General features: G+C 56.8%; 19 protein-coding genes, 1 tRNA gene and 1 pseudogene. 13 read left to right on the forward strand and 8 right to left on the reverse strand.

Annotated features, from left to right (window positions below; genetic code table 11):
- Positions 1 to 115: 115 nt before the first annotated feature.
- The 5 genes from LBF07_RS13230 to rraB form a co-directional block, all read right to left on the reverse strand.
- Positions 116 to 1,236, reverse strand: a protein-coding gene (locus LBF07_RS13230) for an IS3-like element ISSen4 family transposase (protein WP_087451024.1) whose coding sequence is annotated in 2 segments (ribosomal slippage) — positions 116 to 978 and positions 978 to 1,236 — 1,122 coding nt in all. Because the reading frame shifts where the segments join, the coding sequence is not laid out codon by codon here.
- A 274-nt stretch (positions 1,237 to 1,510) separates the two neighbouring features.
- Positions 1,511 to 1,595: transfer RNA gene (locus LBF07_RS13235), tRNA-Leu, on the reverse strand.
- A gap of 106 nt (positions 1,596 to 1,701) precedes the next feature.
- Positions 1,702 to 2,424 carry a topoisomerase II gene (locus tag LBF07_RS13240; protein ID WP_094935156.1) on the reverse strand — a complete coding sequence of 241 codons (723 nt, stop codon included), beginning with the start codon at positions 2,422 to 2,424 and terminating at the stop codon, positions 1,702 to 1,704.
- A gap of 30 nt (positions 2,425 to 2,454) precedes the next feature.
- A complete protein-coding gene (gene miaE / locus LBF07_RS13245; protein WP_094935155.1) occupies positions 2,455 to 3,213 on the reverse strand; it encodes a tRNA isopentenyl-2-thiomethyl-A-37 hydroxylase MiaE in 759 nt (252 codons plus the stop codon).
- A gap of 46 nt (positions 3,214 to 3,259) precedes the next feature.
- Positions 3,260 to 3,685, reverse strand: coding sequence for a ribonuclease E inhibitor RraB (gene rraB / locus LBF07_RS13250; RefSeq protein ID WP_029739283.1), 426 nt, complete (start codon positions 3,683 to 3,685; stop codon positions 3,260 to 3,262).
- A 99-nt stretch (positions 3,686 to 3,784) separates the two neighbouring features.
- Here rraB and LBF07_RS13255 point away from each other — a divergent pair, with 99 nt between their 5' ends.
- The 4 genes from LBF07_RS13255 to LBF07_RS13270 all read left to right on the forward strand — a co-directional run bounded on the left by LBF07_RS13255 (position 3,785) and on the right by LBF07_RS13270 (position 5,935).
- Positions 3,785 to 3,880, forward strand: a complete 96-nt coding sequence (locus LBF07_RS13255; RefSeq protein ID WP_213705005.1) for a hypothetical protein — start codon at positions 3,785 to 3,787, stop codon at positions 3,878 to 3,880.
- Positions 3,850 to 4,854 (forward strand): ornithine carbamoyltransferase, encoded by a 1,005-nt coding sequence (argF, locus tag LBF07_RS13260; RefSeq protein ID WP_023299201.1) that lies wholly within the window; start codon positions 3,850 to 3,852, stop codon positions 4,852 to 4,854. The genes LBF07_RS13255 and argF (LBF07_RS13260) overlap by 31 nt, the downstream gene beginning before the upstream one ends.
- Positions 4,855 to 5,118: 264 nt before the next feature.
- Positions 5,119 to 5,481, forward strand: a complete 363-nt coding sequence (locus tag LBF07_RS13265) for a hypothetical protein (protein ID WP_033144509.1) — start codon at positions 5,119 to 5,121, stop codon at positions 5,479 to 5,481.
- Position 5,482: 1 nt separating this feature from the next.
- Positions 5,483 to 5,935, forward strand: a complete 453-nt coding sequence (locus LBF07_RS13270) for a DUF3828 domain-containing protein (protein ID WP_094935154.1) — start codon at positions 5,483 to 5,485, stop codon at positions 5,933 to 5,935.
- A 180-nt stretch (positions 5,936 to 6,115) separates the two neighbouring features.
- Here the strand turns inward: LBF07_RS13270 and LBF07_RS13275 are convergent, their stop codons facing one another.
- A complete protein-coding gene (locus LBF07_RS13275) occupies positions 6,116 to 6,568 on the reverse strand; it encodes a YhcH/YjgK/YiaL family protein (RefSeq protein WP_094935153.1) in 453 nt (150 codons plus the stop codon).
- Between the two features lie 675 nt (positions 6,569 to 7,243).
- Here LBF07_RS13275 and arcA point away from each other — a divergent pair.
- From arcA to LBF07_RS13300, 5 genes are all read left to right on the forward strand, one after another.
- A complete protein-coding gene (gene arcA, locus LBF07_RS13280; protein WP_029739276.1) occupies positions 7,244 to 8,464 on the forward strand; it encodes an arginine deiminase in 1,221 nt (406 codons plus the stop codon).
- Positions 8,465 to 8,474: 10 nt separating this feature from the next.
- On the forward strand, positions 8,475 to 9,386 hold the full coding sequence (gene arcC, locus LBF07_RS13285) for a carbamate kinase (protein WP_033144506.1): 912 nt from the start codon (positions 8,475 to 8,477) through the stop codon (positions 9,384 to 9,386).
- A 130-nt stretch (positions 9,387 to 9,516) separates the two neighbouring features.
- A complete protein-coding gene (gene argF / locus LBF07_RS13290; RefSeq protein ID WP_032647051.1) occupies positions 9,517 to 10,521 on the forward strand; it encodes an ornithine carbamoyltransferase in 1,005 nt (334 codons plus the stop codon).
- Between the two features lie 47 nt (positions 10,522 to 10,568).
- Positions 10,569 to 11,972 (forward strand): YfcC family protein, encoded by a 1,404-nt coding sequence (locus LBF07_RS13295; RefSeq protein ID WP_094935152.1) that lies wholly within the window; start codon positions 10,569 to 10,571, stop codon positions 11,970 to 11,972.
- 80 nt (positions 11,973 to 12,052) lie between these two features.
- Complete coding sequence (locus LBF07_RS13300; RefSeq protein ID WP_029739272.1) at positions 12,053 to 12,532, forward strand: arginine repressor; 480 nt, start codon at positions 12,053 to 12,055, stop codon at positions 12,530 to 12,532.
- A 3-nt stretch (positions 12,533 to 12,535) separates the two neighbouring features.
- On the opposite strand, the pseudogene LBF07_RS13305 reads toward LBF07_RS13300, so the two are convergent.
- Positions 12,536 to 12,653 (reverse strand): annotated as a pseudogene (locus tag LBF07_RS13305) (hypothetical protein).
- Here LBF07_RS13305 and LBF07_RS13310 point away from each other — a divergent pair.
- The 4 genes from LBF07_RS13310 to ridA all read left to right on the forward strand — a co-directional run bounded on the left by LBF07_RS13310 (position 12,633) and on the right by ridA (position 14,638).
- Complete coding sequence (locus tag LBF07_RS13310) at positions 12,633 to 12,737, forward strand: pyrBI operon leader peptide (RefSeq protein ID WP_022646880.1); 105 nt, start codon at positions 12,633 to 12,635, stop codon at positions 12,735 to 12,737. The pseudogene LBF07_RS13305 and the gene LBF07_RS13310 sit on opposite strands and share 21 nt — an antisense overlap.
- 34 nt (positions 12,738 to 12,771) lie before the next feature.
- Positions 12,772 to 13,704, forward strand: coding sequence for an aspartate carbamoyltransferase (gene pyrB, locus LBF07_RS13315; RefSeq protein WP_023310198.1), 933 nt, complete (start codon positions 12,772 to 12,774; stop codon positions 13,702 to 13,704).
- A 12-nt stretch (positions 13,705 to 13,716) separates the two neighbouring features.
- A complete protein-coding gene (pyrI, locus tag LBF07_RS13320) occupies positions 13,717 to 14,178 on the forward strand; it encodes an aspartate carbamoyltransferase regulatory subunit (protein WP_023310197.1) in 462 nt (153 codons plus the stop codon).
- Between the two features lie 73 nt (positions 14,179 to 14,251).
- Positions 14,252 to 14,638: a 2-iminobutanoate/2-iminopropanoate deaminase gene (ridA, locus tag LBF07_RS13325; RefSeq protein ID WP_008501391.1), complete on the forward strand. Its 387-nt coding sequence runs from the start codon at positions 14,252 to 14,254 to the stop codon at positions 14,636 to 14,638.
- A gap of 50 nt (positions 14,639 to 14,688) precedes the next feature.
- Here the strand turns inward: ridA and LBF07_RS13330 are convergent, their stop codons facing one another.
- Positions 14,689 to 17,073 (reverse strand): beta-N-acetylhexosaminidase, encoded by a 2,385-nt coding sequence (locus LBF07_RS13330; protein WP_094935151.1) that lies wholly within the window; start codon positions 17,071 to 17,073, stop codon positions 14,689 to 14,691.
- Positions 17,074 to 17,189 lie beyond the last annotated feature (116 nt).

The raw sequence follows: 17,189 nt of genomic DNA on the forward strand, positions 1-17,189 counted from the left end.
TGCTTTGTGCGCGCAGAAAAGCTCGATGGTGCTGCGCTTGCGGAGCCCACGAGTTTAGTAGGCAGGATAAGGCAAAGCCGCCATCCTGACCTGCCCCCACGATTAGATACAACACTCAGTTAGTAACGTCGGAATCTTCATTCTCAGAATGACCCTTTCTCCAGCCCGCTGCAAATTCAGACGGTGTCTGATAATTCAGCGTGGAGTGCGGGCGGCATTCGTTATAATCCTGCCGCCAGTCATTAATAATTTTCCTGGCATGAACGATATCGCTGAACCAGTGCTCATTCAAACATTCATCGCGAAATCGTCCGTTAAAGCTCTCAATAAATCCGTTCTGCGTTGGCTTGCCCGGCTGGATTAAGCGCAACTCAACACCATGCTCAAAGGCCCATTGATCCAGTGCACGGCAAGTGAACTCCGGCCCCTGGTCAGTTCTTATCGTCGCCGGATAGCCTCGAAACAGTGCAATGCTGTCCAGAATACGCGTGACCTGAACGCCTGAAATCCCAAAGGCAACAGTGACCGTCAGGCATTCCTTTGTGAAATCATCGACGCAGGTAAGACACTTGATCCTGCGACCGGTGGAAAGTGCGTCCATGACGAAATCCATCGACCAGGTCAGATTGGGCGCCGCCGGACGGAGCAGCGGCAGACGTTCTGTTGCCAGCCCTTTACGACGTCTTCTGCGTTTTACGCCCAGGCCACTGAGGTGATAAAGCCGGTACACGCGCTTATGATTAACATGAAGCCCTTCACGGCGCAGCAACTGCCAAATACGACGGTAGCCAAAACGCCTGCGCTCCAGTGCCAGCTCAGTGATGCGCCCTGATAAATGCGCATCAGCAGCCGGACGGTGAGCCTCATAGCGGCAGGTCGACAGGGATAAACCTGTAAGCCTGCAGGCACGACGTTGCGACAGACCGGTCGCATCACACATCAACATCACGGCTTCCCGCTTCTGGTCTGTCGTCAGTACTTTCGCCCAAGAGCCACCTGAAGCGCCTCTTTATCCAGCATGGCTTCGGCAAGCAGCTTCTTGAGTCTGGCGTTCTCTTCCTCAAGCGACTTCAGGCGCTTAACTTCAGGCACCTCCATACCGCCATACTTCTTACGCCAGGTGTAAAACGTGGCATCGGAAATGGCATGCTTGCGGCAGAGTTCACGGGCGGGTACCCCAGCTTCGGCTTCGCGGAGAATACTGATGATCTGTTCGTCGGAAAAACGCTTCTTCATGGGGATGTCCTCATGTGGCTTATGAAGACATTACTAACATCGGGGTGTACTAATCAACGGGGAGCAGGTCACATGATGAGTATCCTTTCAAAGGTTCTGTGTGGGTATAAACATTATCGAACCGCGATATACCCGCAGTTGTACCCGCATCAGTTAGTTGATTTAAATTGAATCAAGTTGACTTAGGTTGAGTGAAAAAGCGAGGAAAGCCTTGTGGATACTGGATTTCAGACACAAAAAAAGCCGCCCTTAAGCGACTTTAATTCACATCTTTTGGTGCCGAAGGCCGGACTCGAACCGGCACGTATTTCTACGGTTGATTTTGAATCAACTGCGTCTACCGATTTCGCCACTTCGGCACTGAAGGGGATGCGGAAACGTTGTGGATTATACCTGTCGCGCGCCGCCATGCAAGCGACGACGCGCTAAACACGCGCTAAGTGCCCAAAAAACCAGCGCCCTTCCTTACTCCAGCTCAGACACCGCCAGACGAATCACCCCCGCCGCCTTCTGCTCCGGCAGCGCCAGCACCTTCGCCCACATCTCCTGCACCATATCGCAGGAGAGCTTCTCTTTGCCCGTAGCCTTCTCCGGCATCTGCAGCAGCTGGATGTCCTCACCGTACTTATCGGCAAGCGCCTTCATAATCGGCCGCACGTCCTCGACGGCCGCCTCGCGTTCGGCCTGGGTCACGGTGTGGCGGTTTTTGCCGTAGGCCGCGCGCATCATGTCGGCGTCGGCCTGCATGCGCCGCGCCATCAGGTCTTTATCCAGCATGCGCATCGGGTTCACGCCGCCCTTCACCGTCGGGTAGAGGAAGCGGAAGCAGGCGTCGTCGCTCACCTTCTGGATGGCGGCGGTCTGCTCCATGTTGATGGTCATATAGTTCACCACGTTGGCGTCCGGGGCGTTTTGCAGGCGCGACATCTGCAGATGCAGGATCTGCGGCTGGATGGTGTCGATAATCTGCTGCTCCGGCTCGCCCGCTTTTTGCAGGGCGGCCATCTGGTCGAGGATGCGCTGATGCAGCGCGGGCTCCTGCTCCTTAATCACCTGCCAGGCGGGCATCGCGTTAAGGGCGGAATCCATCTGCCTTTCCGGAGCGCGCGGCCTGTCGAAGAACACCCAGAACGCCACGGCGGCGACCGCGACAACAACAATGACCGTACTGATCCACGTTTTTTTCATCTCGCATCCTTATCCTTGCGTTATGCCGGTTTACACCGGCACGCCGCTGTGGAAGCGAAACTCGTTGTCCGGTGTCGAGATAAGTGTGGCTTCAATTTCGCCAAAAAGCTTTATACGCGGTGAGATATCGTCCTCGCTCACCTGCCGGGCAAGCGTCAGGTAGTCCTGATAATGGCGCGCTTCCGAGCGCAGCAGCGAGAGATAGAACTTCTGCAGGTCGTCGTCGAGGAACGGGGCCAGCGCGGCGAAGCGTTCGCAGGAACGGGCTTCGATGTAGGCGCCGCAGATGAGCTTGTCGATCAGCGTCAGCGGTTCGTGGGTACGCACTTCCTTCAGCATCCCTTTGGCGTAGCGGCTAGCGGTAATTTTGACGTACGGAATGTCGCGGGCCAGCATCGCCTCGCGCACCTGCCAGAAGTGGTGCAGCTCCTCTTTAATCAGCAGCACCATGCTGTCGATGAGCGCCTGGCCCCACGGGTCGTCGGTTTTGGGCATCACGCTTTTGCCAATCTGCCTGTGCAGGGCGACGAAGTCCGGCTCCGGGCCGTCACGGAAGGTGAACTGTTCGTAGGGTTTGAGCCAGTCGAGCAGCGCGTCGGCACCGCTTTCGTCGACGACGTATTTGCGCACCAGCAGCAGCGCGGTCTGGGCGGCCTTGAGCTCGCACACCATGTGGTCGGTAAGCAGCAGCGGCAGGTTCGCCGGGTCGCGGGCTTTATCAATCCATGCTTGCGGGGTCGGGCACTGGAGGAAGTTGAGTACGGGGGCGAGTATCTGCGGGTAATCCATGGTTCTGCCTTGAAAAAGCGGTGGCGAGCGCCACCGCCTGAAACGCTTAGTGACGCACGCCGTCGTCGTCTTCGTCGACGTAATCTTCGTCGTCGCCTTCTTCGCCGTCTTCACCGTTCGGATCTTCGAAGTAGGTTCCCCAGCCGTCGTATTCCACTTCAAACTTCTCGGCCAGGTTCATCAGCTGTTCTACCTGCGCGTCGATCAGCTCCGCCTTCAGCGCGCCTTCGCTCAGGATGTCGCAGCAGATGACGGTATCGCCCTCTTCCACTTCCAGCTCTTCCGGCTCGGTCACTTCGTAACCCAGCTTGAAGGCTTCCACGGCCAGTTTTTCCAGCGCGTCGAAATCATCCGCAGAGAAATGGTGCTCGATGGTGTACAGCGCGTCCGGATCGCTACCGTCTTCCAGCAGTTCTTCAATAATCAGACGCGTCTCTTCGCGTTGCTCTTCCAGGTGTTCCGGGTTTGCCATGGCTCAATCCTCTTTAAAGTGCGGCAGATACTTCTATTTTCACACACGGACGGGTTTGCCTCCACCTTTGTAAGAAAGATTTGTGAAACGGGGTTGCAAATGAATAATTACACATATAAAGTGAATTTTAATTCAATAAGTGGCGTTCGCCATGCGAGGATAAGATGTCCGATTTATACAAGAAACACTTTCTGAAATTGCTCGACTTTACCCCTGCACAGTTCACTTCTCTGCTGACCCTTGCCGCACAGCTCAAAGCCGATAAAAAAAATGGCAAGGAAGTACAAAAGCTTACCGGTAAAAACATCGCGCTCATCTTCGAAAAAGACTCGACCCGTACACGTTGCTCTTTCGAAGTTGCCGCATTTGACCAGGGCGCACGCGTCACCTATTTAGGGCCGAGCGGCAGCCAGATTGGGCATAAAGAGTCAATTAAGGACACCGCGCGGGTTCTCGGGCGGATGTATGACGGCATTCAGTATCGCGGCCACGGCCAGGAAGTGGTCGAAACGCTGGCGCAGTATGCGGGCGTGCCGGTGTGGAATGGGCTGACCAACGAGTTCCATCCAACCCAGCTGCTGGCGGACCTGCTGACCATGCAGGAGCACCTGCCGGGCAAGGCGTTTAACGAGATGACGCTGGTCTACGCGGGCGATGCGCGCAACAACATGGGCAACTCGATGCTGGAAGCGGCAGCGCTGACCGGGCTGGATCTGCGCCTGGTGGCCCCGAAAGCCTGCTGGCCGGAAGAGAGCCTGGTGGCGGAGTGCAGCGCGCTGGCGGAGAAGCACGGCGGGAAGATCACCCTGACGGAAGACGTGGCGGCGGGCGTGAAGGGTGCGGACTTTATCTATACCGACGTCTGGGTGTCGATGGGCGAAGCCAAAGAGAAGTGGGCGGAGCGGATTGCGCTGCTGCGCGGGTATCAGGTGAACGCGCAGATGATGGCGCTGACCGGCAACCCGAACGTGAAGTTCCTGCACTGTCTGCCGGCGTTCCATGACGACCAGACCACGCTCGGCAAGCAGATGGCGAAAGAGTTCGACCTGCATGGCGGGATGGAAGTGACGGACGAGGTGTTTGAGTCGGCGGCGAGCATCGTTTTCGACCAGGCGGAAAACCGGATGCATACGATTAAGGCGGTGATGGTGGCGACGCTTGGGGAGTGAGCCTCTCTCTTACCTTGAGATGGTGATTATCTGCTGAATTATTTTTCAGCAGATAATCATTTCCAGTTTACGAGCAAAAAAATCATTTTACTGACGCATCCTCAGATAAGCATCAACCATAATATGTATTTATAATTTTATTAACCATTATTTATTAGATTGATGATGGTTAATATTAGATCATTATCAATTACAAACCATTGTAAATATCCGGTGTAATGTTTCCTTATTACTACGTTTCGTTAATAAAATAAGGATTATTTTATGTCATGGAATAAGCATGAAGCTGTGTCATATGCCCGCAGCCACGCACATCATAACAGTACGGGTTACTGCGCTCGCGCCGTCGCTGCAGCTATTCGTGCCGGAGGTTTGAAAATTGATGGTGCTGATGCAAAAAACTTCTGGCGCTCTCTTGAGAAGGCAGGATTCAGCAAGGTGTACGGCACACCCATTGAGGGTGATGTCGCAGTAATTGACGCATTACCAGGTGCGCATCAGAATGGGCATGCATGTATCTACGACGGATCGGGCACCTGGTATTCAGATTTTAAACAGAACAGCCTTTATCCCGGCCAGACATATCGTAAGATACAGCCAAAAATCACCCTTTACAGGCACTACTGATATGAAAAATATCTTACTGCTTCTCTTCATATTTTCTTTCTCTGTAATGGCTGGCCACTCTGAGCCGATTGAGCGTGCTGTAAAATTTAATAGCTGGTACGTTAATCAAATCAACAAAGATGCATTTCCCATTACTGATGGAAACGAAATAGATAAATATGTCACAGCATCAACAATGAAAAAACTCCGTCATACGCAGGATCCGCGTTATGCCGACGAAGAGTTTTACGAAGCCGATATGTTTTTAAAAGCGCAATACGTTGGCGATGACTGGCCCCAGAATGTAACAGCCATAGCCGGGGATACCGATCCAGTTTGTGTCAACGTATACATTGCATTTGGCAAAAAGCAGGAGCACGTAGTCATAGACTGCATGGTTAAAGAAAACAACTTATGGAAGGTACAGTCAGTTTCTAATGCGGATTTTTCAAGAAATCTGGCTATCTCTAAATGAGCCAAACAAAGTTCTTATCACTCTAGTGGTTCAGTGCGCCTTTCTTGCCGGGTGGCGCTGCGCTTACCCGGCCTGCTTTGTGCAACGATATCAATAATCGTAGGCCCTGTAAGCGCAGCGCCACCGGGCAAATCAAGCACCGATACGGCCCTCTCCCACAGGGAGAGGGAGTAAACCCGTTTAGCCGATCAGCATCTTCACCACAACCTTGCGCACCTTCGCAGGCGCGCCCACCGCGCAGAGCGGCTTGTGCACTTCGCCCGGCCAGAACACCACAAAATCCCCTTCGCTCAGCACCACGGTTTTCTCCTGCTCGCCTTCCGGCAGGAACGCGATGTCTTTGTCCGCCAGCCAGTCGGTATCCGGCGTGCCGTGCGGCAGGGTGCTGAAGGTCATCCCTTCCTGGCCCTTCATAATTATCTGGATGTCCAGATAGCGCGCGTGGTACTCGGCGCGGCGATCGGCGAACGGCTGGGTCATGTCTTCAGAGACCAGATAAAACAGGCCGTTGCCGTTGATGTCGTGTTTCCCGAGCGGCGTGGCGTCGGTGACGTGGGCTTTAACGTGCTCAATCGCCTTGCGCAACTCGTCAGGCAGCCAGGGCTGCAGATGGTAGATGTTGCCGATAATCATGTGAAATTCCTCTACGTAAAACAACGTTTCATTTTTATCTTTTATACGAGAGTTAAGACTGCCATACCAGCCCTTTTTCGAAGAGGTTTGCGCGAGCGCATGTTTATCGGGAAAGGTGTTAACCCACTGTTAATCCTGTCCAGGCAATTATGCAGGGGTTATGCATAACCTCGATCAACGCTTATCGGACGGCTGTTCTAACCTCTTGATTATGCTCTCTTATTAACAAAACTCGTTGCCGTCTCACACTTTACTGTTTTGATAATTCGCTCTAAAAAGCCATAATTATTTATTGATTTTCCTTAAGTCAAAAATAGTTAATTATGTTAATTGCATAGCCATTCTTGATTATAATAATTATGATTTAAAATCAGCCACATAACGATATATTTCAAAAGATTAAAATCTACAAAATAATAACAACCTCAAATAATGCCAGCGGATCCTGCTTAGCTATTCACGCCTCAATAATATGAAATCAATCATTATCTGATGCGAATCATGCAAATGAAAACAAACCCCTTAATATCCGGTTTCGCGTGAGCAATATCACAATACGGATTATTTAACTGCCTAGTATGAATCACGAAATCAATTGAGCTTAGCCGCCATGAAATTAAACACATCACATGGCGCATGCCCTTTTTATTCTGAAAAACAGTTAAAGGAATAATTATGGAAAAGCATTACGTCGGTTCTGAAATTGGTCAATTGCGTAGCGTTATGCTGCATCGTCCTAATTTAAGTCTGAAACGTTTAACGCCATCAAACTGTCAGGAGCTGCTTTTCGATGACGTGCTCTCGGTTGAGCGGGCGGGTGAGGAGCATGACATCTTCGCCAACACGCTGCGCGAGCAGGGTGTGGAAGTCCTGCTGTTGACCGACCTTCTGACACAAACCCTTGATATTGCAGAAGCGAAAGCCTGGCTTCTGGATACCCAAATCTCCGACTACCGCCTCGGCCCAACCTTTGCCGGCGACGTCCGCGGCTGGCTGGCGGATATGCCGCACCGCGAACTGGCGCGCAGATTAAGCGGCGGATTAACCTACGGCGAAATTCCGGCGGCCATTAAAAATATGGTGGTGGATACCCACACGGCGAATGATTTTATTATGAAGCCGTTGCCGAACCATTTATTTACCCGTGATACCTCGTGCTGGATTTATAACGGCGTCTCTATTAACCCAATGGCGAAACCGGCCCGTCAGCGTGAAACCAATAACCTGCGTGCAATATATCGCTGGCATCCGGCGTTTGCCGACGGCGATTTTATTAAGTATTTCGGCGACGAGAATATTAATTACGACCACGCCACGCTAGAAGGCGGCGACGTACTGGTGATTGGCCGCGGCGCGGTACTGATCGGCATGTCCGAGCGCACGACGCCGCAGGGCGTGGAGTTCCTCGCCAACAGCCTGTTCAAACACCGCCAGGCCGAGCGCGTGATCGCCGTTGAGCTGCCAAAACACCGCTCCTGCATGCACCTCGACACCGTCATGACCCACATCGACGTGGACACCTTCTCCGTCTACCCGGAAGTGGTGCGCAAGGACGCCCAGTGCTGGACGCTCACCCCGGACGGACGCGGCGGCCTGCTGCGCACCCAGGAAACCGACCTGCTGCACGCCATCGAGAAAGCGCTCGGCATTAACCAGGTGCGCCTGATCACCACCGGCGGCGACGCCTTTGAAGCCGAACGCGAGCAGTGGAACGACGCCAACAACGTGCTGACCATCCGCCCGGGCGTGGTGATCGGCTACGAGCGCAACGTCTGGACCAACGAGAAGTACGACAAAGCGGGCATCACCGTGCTGCCTATCCCGGGCGACGAACTCGGACGCGGCCGCGGCGGCGCGCGCTGCATGAGCTGCCCGCTGGAACGCGACGGAATTTAAAGGAGCCATCATGGAACGAAAACCCACTCTGGTTGTGGCCCTGGGCGGCAACGCGCTGCTCAAGCGCGGCGAGCCGCTGGAAGCCGAAATCCAGCGCCAGAACATCGAGCAGGCCGCGCGCACCATCGCCGGATTAACAGAACAGTGGCGCGTGGTGCTGGTGCACGGCAACGGGCCGCAGGTCGGGCTGCTGGCGCTGCAGAACAGCGCCTACGACAAAGTCACGCCCTACCCGCTGGACGTTCTCGGCGCCGAAAGCCAGGGAATGATCGGCTACATGCTCCAGCAGGCGCTGAAAAACAATCTGCCGCAGCGCGAGGTGAGCGTCCTGCTCACGCAGGTAGAAGTGGACGCCGCCGACCCGGCCTTCAGCAACCCCACCAAATACATCGGCCCGGTGTACAGCGAAGCCCAGGCGAAAGCGCTCGCTGCGGAAAAAGGCTGGGTGTTTAAGGCCGACGGAAGCTACGTCCGCCGCGTGGTGCCGTCACCGCAGCCGAAGCGCATCGTCGAAAGCGACGCCATCACGGCGCTGATCCAGCGCGATCACCTGGTGATCTGCAACGGCGGCGGCGGCGTGCCGGTAGTGGAGAACGCCAACGGCTATCGCGGCATTGAGGCGGTGATCGACAAAGACCTCTCCGCCGCCCTGCTGGCGCGCCAGATCGAGGCCGACGCCCTGCTGATCCTGACCGATGCCGACGCGGTGTACCTCGACTGGGGCAAGCCGACCCAGCGCCCGCTGGCGCAGGTGACGCCGGAGCTGCTCAGAGGCATGCAGTTCGACGCCGGATCGATGGGGCCGAAAGTGGCCGCCTGCCGCGAGTTTGTTGAGGCCTGCAACGGCATTGCCGGGATCGGCGCGCTGGCCGACGGCGCGGAGATCCTGGCGGGCGAGAAAGGCACGTTGATTCGTAATTGAGCACACTCTCCCCTCACCCTAACCCTCTCCCCAAAGGGGAGAGGGGACTTGAAACACCCTCTCCCCTTTGGGGAGAGGGCTGGGGTGAGGGGTAAGGTTTTAGACACTAATTTTAAAAAAGGATTTACCCATGACCATCAACCTGAAAAACCGCAACTTCCTGAAACTGCTGGACTACACCCCGGCGGAGATCCAGTACCTGATCGACCTCGCCATTGAGCTGAAAGCGGCCAAAAAAGCCGGACGTGAAAAGCAAACCCTGGTCGGGAAAAACATCGCCCTGATTTTTGAAAAAACCTCCACCCGCACCCGCTGCGCCTTTGAAGTGGGCGCGTTCGACCAGGGTGCGCAGGTCACCTATCTCGGCCCAAGCGGCTCGCAGATCGGCCATAAAGAGTCGATGAAAGACACCGCCCGCGTGCTGGGCCGCATGTATGACGGCATCGAATACCGCGGCTACGGCCAGGCCATCGTCGAAGAGCTGGGCGAATACGCGGGCGTGCCGGTGTGGAACGGCCTGACCGACGAGTTCCACCCAACGCAGATCCTCGCCGACCTGATGACCATGCTGGAGCACGCGCCGGGCAAAACCCTGCCGGAGCTGAGCTTTGCCTACCTGGGCGACGCGCGCAACAACATGGGTAACTCGCTGATGGTCGGCGCGGCCAAGATGGGGATGGATATCCGCCTCGTCGCGCCGAAATCCTTCTGGCCGGAAGCCGGGCTGGTTGAGCAGTGCCGCGCCATCGCGAAAGAGACAGGCGCGCGCATCACCCTCACCGACGACGTGGAAGAAGGCGTGCAGGGGACCGATTTCCTCTACACCGACGTGTGGGTCTCCATGGGCGAGCCGAAGGAGGCCTGGGCCGAGCGCGTCAGCCTGATGAAGCCGTATCAAATCAACGCGGACGTGATGAAAGCCACCGGCAACCCGAACGTCAAGTTTATGCACTGCCTGCCGGCGTTCCACAACGAACACACCAAAGTGGGCCGCGAGATCGAGATGGCCTACGGCCTGAAGGGGCTGGAGGTGACGGAAGAGGTCTTCGAATCACCGAACTCCATCGTCTTCGACGAAGCAGAGAACCGCATGCACACCATTAAAGCGGTCATGGTGGCGACACTCGGCGACTAATCACCGCCCGGCGCGCCGCGCGGTGCGCCGGGTTTAAGGAGAACATCATGGGCAAGTTTAAGTTTCCCTCCGCTTACACCATTCTCTTTTTCCTGATTGCCGTTGTGGCGGCGCTGAGCTGGGTCGTCCCCGCCGGTCAGTACCAGATGGCGATGAACGAGACCCTCGGTAAAGAAGTCCCGATTGCCGGAACGTACGCGCACGTGGCGGCACATCCGCAGGGGCTGATTTCCGTCCTGATGGCGCCCATCGCCGGGCTGTACGATCCGGTCTCCGGCCAGGCCGGGGCGATCGACGTCGCGCTGTTTATCCTGATCATCGGCGGTTTTCTCGGGATCGTCACCAAAACCGGGGCGATTGACGCCGGGATCGAACGCGTCACCACCCGGCTTCGCGGGCGCGAGGAGTGGATGATCCCGATCCTGATGGCGCTGTTTGCCGCAGGCGGCACGATTTACGGCATGGCCGAAGAGTCGCTGCCGTTCTACACCCTGCTGGTACCGGTGATGCTGGCCGCCCGGTTCGATCCGGTTGTCGCCGCGTCCACCGTGCTGCTCGGGGCGGGGATCGGCACGCTCGGCTCTACCATTAACCCGTTTGCCACGGTGATCGCCGCCAACGCCGCCGGGATCCCCTTCACTAACGGCATCGCCCTGCGCGTGGCGCTGCTGGTCATCGGCTGGGTCATCTGCGTGGCGTGGGTGATGCGTTACGCCCGTAAGGTGCGCCAGGATCCGTCGCTGTCGATCGTCGCAGACAAACAGGAAGAGAACCGCGCCCACTTCCTCGGCGACAAGGGCGAACAGTCGCTGGAATTCACCCCGGTGCGCAAAATCATCCTGGTGATTTTCGCCCTCGCCTTTGCGGTGATGATCTACGGCGTGGCGGTGCTGGGCTGGTGGATGGCGGAGATCTCAGCGGTATTTCTCGCCAGCGCGATTATCGTCGGCCTGATTGCCCGCATGAGCGAAGAGGAGCTGACGTCGACGTTTATCAACGGCGCGCGAGATTTGCTGGGCGTCGCGCTGATTATCGGCATCGCGCGCGGTATCGTAGTCATCATGGATAAGGGCATGATTACCCACACCATTTTGCACAGCGCGGAAGGGCTGGTCAGCGGGTTGTCCACGGTAGCGTTTATCAACGTGATGTACTGGCTGGAGGTCGTGCTGTCGTTTCTTGTGCCTTCTTCATCCGGCCTGGCCGTTCTGACGATGCCGATCATGGCGCCGCTTGCCGATTTCGCTAACGTCAACCGCGACCTGGTGGTGACGGCTTACCAGTCGGCCTCCGGCATCGTTAACCTCGTCACGCCCACTTCTGCCGTCGTGATGGGCGGGCTGGCCATCGCCCGCGTGCCCTACGTGCGCTATCTGAAATGGGTGGCGCCGCTGCTGGGCATTTTAACGGTGGTGATTATGGTGGCGTTAAGTCTGGGTGCCTTGTTGTGATTTGCCGGATGGCGCTGCGCTTATCCGGCCTACGGATCGGTGCGGTGCCACCGGTTATTTCAGGAACTGATATGGGAACTATGATGGATTACGAAGAGTACTCTCCCAAAGAGCAACTACAGCTGACGGTCTGCCAGCGCCTGATCGCAGAAAAAAGCTATCTCTCTCAGGAGGAGATCCGCCGGGATTTGCAGGAGCGTGGTTTTGAGACCATCAGCCAGTCCACCGTTTCACGTTTGCTTAAATTGCTCGGCGTCATAAAAATTCGAAATGCCAAAGGGCTAAAGATTTATTCGCTGAATCCCCAGCTGCGCCCTGCCCCCGACGCCGCGCGTACCGTGTCCGAAATGGTGGTCAGCGTCGAGCACAATAGCGAGTTTATCCTTGTTCATACCGTCGCCGGATATGGCCGCGCGGTGGCGCGTATTCTGGATTATCACCAGCTACCGGAAATTTTAGGCGTGGTGGCCGGCAGCAGTATCGTCTGGGTCGCTCCCCGGGTCGTGAAGCGCACCGCACTGGTGCATAAGCAAATTAATTATTTACTCAGAACGCATTAATATTCATAAAGAACCGTTTGCATTGAGTAAAGCGTGCATTAAATCGCTTGATCCGAAAAGCGAGCTGCGTATAATGCCCGACAATTTGCCGGGAGGAAGCATGGTCAAGCGTGTACGACATAACGTCTTACCGCGTCTGAAATCAGACGCTGGCCTGCCGTTTTTCTTCCCGTTGCTAAACCTATTCCCAGAGCCCCTCATTTGAGGGGCTTTTTTTTGCCCGGCGTCAGGAGATAAACATGAATCCGCTTTATCAAAAACACATCATTTCCATAAACGACCTCAGCCGCGAAGAGCTGGAACTGGTTCTGGAAACCGCGGCAAAACTGAAGGCCAATCCGCAACCGGAGCTGCTGAAGCACAAGGTGATTGCGAGCTGCTTCTTCGAAGCCTCGACCCGCACCCGCCTCTCCTTTGAAACCTCCATGCACCGCCTGGGCGCGAGCGTGGTGGGCTTCTCGGACAGCAGCAACACGTCGCTGGGTAAAAAAGGCGAGACCCTGGCGGACACCATTTCAGTGATCAGCACCTACGTCGACGCGATTGTGATGCGTCACCCGCAGGAGGGCGCGGCGCGCCTGGCGACCGAATTTTCCGGCGGCATTCCGGTACTGAACGCCGGTGACGGTGCCAACCAGCACCCAACGCAGACCCTGCTGGATCTGTTCACCATTCAGGAGACGCAGGGCAAGCTCGAGAACCTGAATATCGCCATGGTCGGCGACCTGAAATATGGCCGCACCGTCCACTCCCTGACCCAGGCGCTGGCGAAATTTAACGGCAACCGCTTCTTCTTCATCGCCCCTGACGCGCTGGCGATGCCGCAGTACATTCTCGACATGCTGGACGAAAAAGGCATTCAGTGGAGCCTGCACGCCAGCATCGAAGAGGTGATGAGCCACGTGGATATTCTCTACATGACCCGCGTGCAGAAAGAGCGTCTGGATCCGTCCGAATACGCCAACGTGAAGGCACAGTTCGTGCTGCGCGCCAGCGACCTCGAGGGCGCGCGCGACAATATGAAGGTGCTGCACCCACTGCCGCGCATCGATGAGATCACCACAGACGTGGATAAGACGCCGCACGCCTGGTACTTCCAGCAGGCCGGAAACGGCATCTTCGCCCGCCAGGCGTTACTGGCACTGGTTCTGAATCGCGAATTGGCACTGTAAGGGGAAACGACCATGACACACGATAACAAACTCCAGGTTGAAGCCATCAAGCGCGGCACCGTGATTGACCACATCCCTGCGCAGGTGGGCTTTAAGCTGCTGACGCTGTTCAAACTGACCGAAACCGACCAGCGCATCACCATCGGCCTGAACCTGCCGTCGGGCGAGATGGGCCGCAAGGACCTGATTAAAATCGAGAACACCTTCCTGACCGACGAGCAGGTCAACCAGCTGTCGCTGTACGCGCCGGACGCCACCGTCAACCGCATCGACGAGTATGAAGTGGTCGGCAAATCCCGTCCGAGCCTGCCGGATCGCATCGAAAGCGTGCTGGTCTGCCCGAACAGCAACTGCATCAGTCATGCTGAGCCGGTGTCTTCCAGCTTTGCAGTGAAAAAACGCGCCGATGACATCGCGCTCAAATGCAAATACTGCGAAAAAGAGTTTTCTCATTATGTGGTGCTGGCCAACTAATTGAGGTTGGTAATGAAATCCCGGCTGTTATAATGGCCGGGAACATTCTTAACGCTGTAATTCTGGAGAAAACATGAGCAAAGTACTCGCGACGGAAAATGCACCAGCGGCTATCGGCCCTTACGTTCAGGGCGTTGATCTGGGTAGCATGATCATCACTTCCGGTCAGATCCCGGTGAACCCAAAAACCGGCGCGGTGCCGGAAGACGTCGCGGCACAGGCGCGTCAGTCGCTGGAAAACGTGCAGGCTATCGTTGAATCTGCCGGTCTGAAAGTGGGCGATATCGTGAAAACCACCGTTTTCGTGAAAGATCTGAACGATTTCGCGACCGTTAACGCCACTTACGAAGCGTTCTTCACCGAGCACAACGCCACCTTCCCGGCGCGCTCCTGCGTGGAAGTGGCCCGTCTGCCAAAAGATGTGAAAATTGAAATCGAAGCGATTGCGGTACGTCGCTAATTCGCTTTGGCGATAAAAAAGGCAGCCCAGGCTGCCTTTTTTGTTGCTTGCTACTGATTCCGCGTCGCCCTGAGCAGCGTCTCCAGCGGATAGACCGCCGCAATCACCACTTCGTCCTGAACCTTCGCCGCGTTATCCAGCTCGCTCTGAATCGAGGCTATCTCTTTATCATCCAGCGTGCCCTGGCGCGCCACCAGATCCGTCAGCCTCAGGCCAATGGAGGCCAGCTTATCCACCTCCTGGATCACCGGCTTCATGGCCTTCAGCTGATAGCTGTTTTCGCTTAGCGCCAGCGCGTCGCTGATGTTGCTCTGCCAGCGATTAAAGACGTGGCGCAGCGCGTCGGCGCTTTCCGCATCTTCCGCATCGCTCACCAGGCGGTCCGCCCATTTGTTCATCTGGCGCACGGTGGCGCTTTCGGCGTTCAGCGCATCGGCGAAGCGGTTGAGCGGTTCGAACTGATGATAATTTCCCGCCTGGAACTTCAGGTGCTGGCGGGTGTAATACTGCGCGGGCTCTACCGCCTGAGCGAGGATCTGCAGCGGCAGCGTGTCGGCATTACCGGCGAGGCGCGTGAACTGCACCTGCTGCTGGGTATGCTGCTGCAGCCCGACCGACACCGTCGACCAGCTGTCCATCGCCTGCAGGCGGGTGTACATGTTGTCGACGTCGTTGACGTCCTGCGCGGACCACAGCCGCTCCGCCACCGCGAAGGTGCGCGGCCACAGGCGGATATCCAGCACCGGCGCCACCACGTTTTCCGCCCACAGAGCGGCTTCCCCGCCGAGCAGGTTGGCCTGATTCGCCACGTCCGGCACGACCGGCGGAATGCCTTTCGGCACCGCGTCCAGACGCGTGCCGCTGATTGGGTAACGCGTATTCCCCACCAGGAAATAGCCGGTGAGCTTGTCGTTATCGACGGAAACCACCGGGCGCGTCTCGCCCATCCACGTGTCGACGGTGAAGGTCACCTGGCTGTCGTCACGCCATTCAATATCCTGCACCGCGCGGCGGGATTTCCCGGCAAAATCAATAAACCCGCGCCAGCCTGAATCCCCTTTCACCAGCGTAAAACTCCCCTCTACCGGCTTGCCCTTCAGGCGCGGCATGGAGAAGGCCCAGCTCTGGACGCTGTCGGTGTCGGCAATCACATCCACGCCGTTCAGCCCCTGCGGGACAATTTCGTTGCGGTAGTGATAGGCGGTGGACTGGGGTTGGTCGAGATAGAAACCGGTGGAGAGAATGCCCTTGTAGCCGTTCTGCGCCACCTGCCCCAGCGCGTCCTGCCCCTGCCAGGACTGGATCAGAATGCTTTTCGGCAGGTCGGGATGGTAGATCTCATCCCAGCCGACCATCTGCCGGTGATGCTTCTCAAGGATTGTTTCCAGCCTGCGGTTGAAATACGCCTGCAGCGCGTGGCTGTCCGCCAGCCTGTTGTCGCGCATGAAATTCTGGATCGCGGCGTTCGCTTTCCACTGGCTGTCGTCGACCTCATCGCCGCCGATATGCAGATACGGATCGGGGAAAATCGCCGCCAGTTCGCTGACCATCGCGTCAGCAAAGGCGTAGGTTGCCTCTTTTGTGGGATCTAATACCGGCTTCAGCACGCCCCAGTGGCGCTCCATGGCGTACGGCCCCGGGGCGCTCATCAGCTCCGGATAGGCTACGGCAATCGCCGAGGCGTGGCCCGGCATGTCGATCTCCGGCACCACGCGGATACCGCGTTCGGCGGCGTAACGCACCACTTCACGCATCTGTTCAGGCGTGTAGAACAGCCCGTCGCTGGCAAGCTGCGTCAGCTTAGGGTAGCGCTTCGAGCTGAAGCGCCAGCCCTGGTCGTCGGTCAGGTGCCAGTGCAGGACATTGAGCTTCGCCGCGGCCATGCCGTCGATCTGGCGCTTGATATCCGGCAGCGGAATAAAGTGACGCGCCGAGTCGAGCAGCAGCCCGCGCCACGGGAAGCGCGGCGAATCTTCAATGGTGACCCACGGCAGCGAGGTGTTTTCCGCCCCGTTCTGCATCAGCTGGAGCAGGGTTTCAATGGCGCGCAGCGCGCCGAAGCGGGTGTTGGCGGAGATATCGACGCCGTTAGCATCCACCGTGAGCCTATAGCTTTCATCGCTGTCCGGCAGCGGCTGCGGTTTTACCTTTTTGGCAATCGCGATACGGATGGTCGGCTTTTCAGGCTTGTCGGCCTGGGGCTGCAGCGTCCAGCCGGTTTGCAGGGCAATGCGCTGGCGCAGGCGGTTGACGGCGTCACCGAGATCGTCCCCGCTGACGCTAATGGATACGTTGTTGCTGAGCACCAGCGCGCCTTGGGTCGTAGGGCGTTCGACCTTCGCAGGCCAGGGCATCAGGGGGAGATCGCCTGCCGGGGCGGCAAACGCAGAGGCGCCGAGCATCAGCCCGGCGGTTAAGAGGCTGTACCGTAACATGAATGTTCCTTATCTGACGGGCCAAATAAAGGCAAAACATTCTGTTAACATGCGCTCAATTTGTCGTCAAGCGAATGCGCCGACGGAGATCACAGGTTGTTGAATTTGGGAGGAAA

Source organism: Enterobacter cloacae complex sp. ECL352 (assembly GCF_020149545.1).
Classification (GTDB): domain Bacteria; phylum Pseudomonadota; class Gammaproteobacteria; order Enterobacterales; family Enterobacteriaceae; genus Enterobacter; species Enterobacter asburiae_B.

What these genes read in the sequence shown, in the direction of transcription:
- arcA (WP_029739276.1), top strand. Translation starts at nt 7,244, where the DNA reads ATGGAAAAGCATTACGTCGGTTCTGAAATTGGTCAATTGCGTAGCGTT.
- LBF07_RS13310 (WP_022646880.1), top strand. Translation starts at nt 12,633, where the DNA reads ATGGTCAAGCGTGTACGACATAACGTCTTACCGCGTCTGAAATCAGAC.
- LBF07_RS13300 (WP_029739272.1), top strand. Translation starts at nt 12,053, where the DNA reads ATGATGGATTACGAAGAGTACTCTCCCAAAGAGCAACTACAGCTGACG.
- LBF07_RS13240 (WP_094935156.1), bottom strand. Translation starts at nt 2,424, where the DNA reads ATGAAAAAAACGTGGATCAGTACGGTCATTGTTGTTGTCGCGGTCGCC.
- LBF07_RS13270 (WP_094935154.1), top strand. Translation starts at nt 5,483, where the DNA reads ATGAAAAATATCTTACTGCTTCTCTTCATATTTTCTTTCTCTGTAATG.
- LBF07_RS13265 (WP_033144509.1), top strand. Translation starts at nt 5,119, where the DNA reads ATGTCATGGAATAAGCATGAAGCTGTGTCATATGCCCGCAGCCACGCA.
- LBF07_RS13275 (WP_094935153.1), bottom strand. Translation starts at nt 6,568, where the DNA reads ATGATTATCGGCAACATCTACCATCTGCAGCCCTGGCTGCCTGACGAG.
- argF (WP_023299201.1), top strand. Translation starts at nt 3,850, where the DNA reads ATGTCCGATTTATACAAGAAACACTTTCTGAAATTGCTCGACTTTACC.
- LBF07_RS13295 (WP_094935152.1), top strand. Translation starts at nt 10,569, where the DNA reads ATGGGCAAGTTTAAGTTTCCCTCCGCTTACACCATTCTCTTTTTCCTG.
- arcC (WP_033144506.1), top strand. Translation starts at nt 8,475, where the DNA reads ATGGAACGAAAACCCACTCTGGTTGTGGCCCTGGGCGGCAACGCGCTG.
- rraB (WP_029739283.1), bottom strand. Translation starts at nt 3,685, where the DNA reads ATGGCAAACCCGGAACACCTGGAAGAGCAACGCGAAGAGACGCGTCTG.
- miaE (WP_094935155.1), bottom strand. Translation starts at nt 3,213, where the DNA reads ATGGATTACCCGCAGATACTCGCCCCCGTACTCAACTTCCTCCAGTGC.
- argF (WP_032647051.1), top strand. Translation starts at nt 9,517, where the DNA reads ATGACCATCAACCTGAAAAACCGCAACTTCCTGAAACTGCTGGACTAC.
- pyrB (WP_023310198.1), top strand. Translation starts at nt 12,772, where the DNA reads ATGAATCCGCTTTATCAAAAACACATCATTTCCATAAACGACCTCAGC.
- ridA (WP_008501391.1), top strand. Translation starts at nt 14,252, where the DNA reads ATGAGCAAAGTACTCGCGACGGAAAATGCACCAGCGGCTATCGGCCCT.
- LBF07_RS13330 (WP_094935151.1), bottom strand. Translation starts at nt 17,073, where the DNA reads ATGTTACGGTACAGCCTCTTAACCGCCGGGCTGATGCTCGGCGCCTCT.
- pyrI (WP_023310197.1), top strand. Translation starts at nt 13,717, where the DNA reads ATGACACACGATAACAAACTCCAGGTTGAAGCCATCAAGCGCGGCACC.
- LBF07_RS13255 (WP_213705005.1), top strand. Translation starts at nt 3,785, where the DNA reads ATGAATAATTACACATATAAAGTGAATTTTAATTCAATAAGTGGCGTT.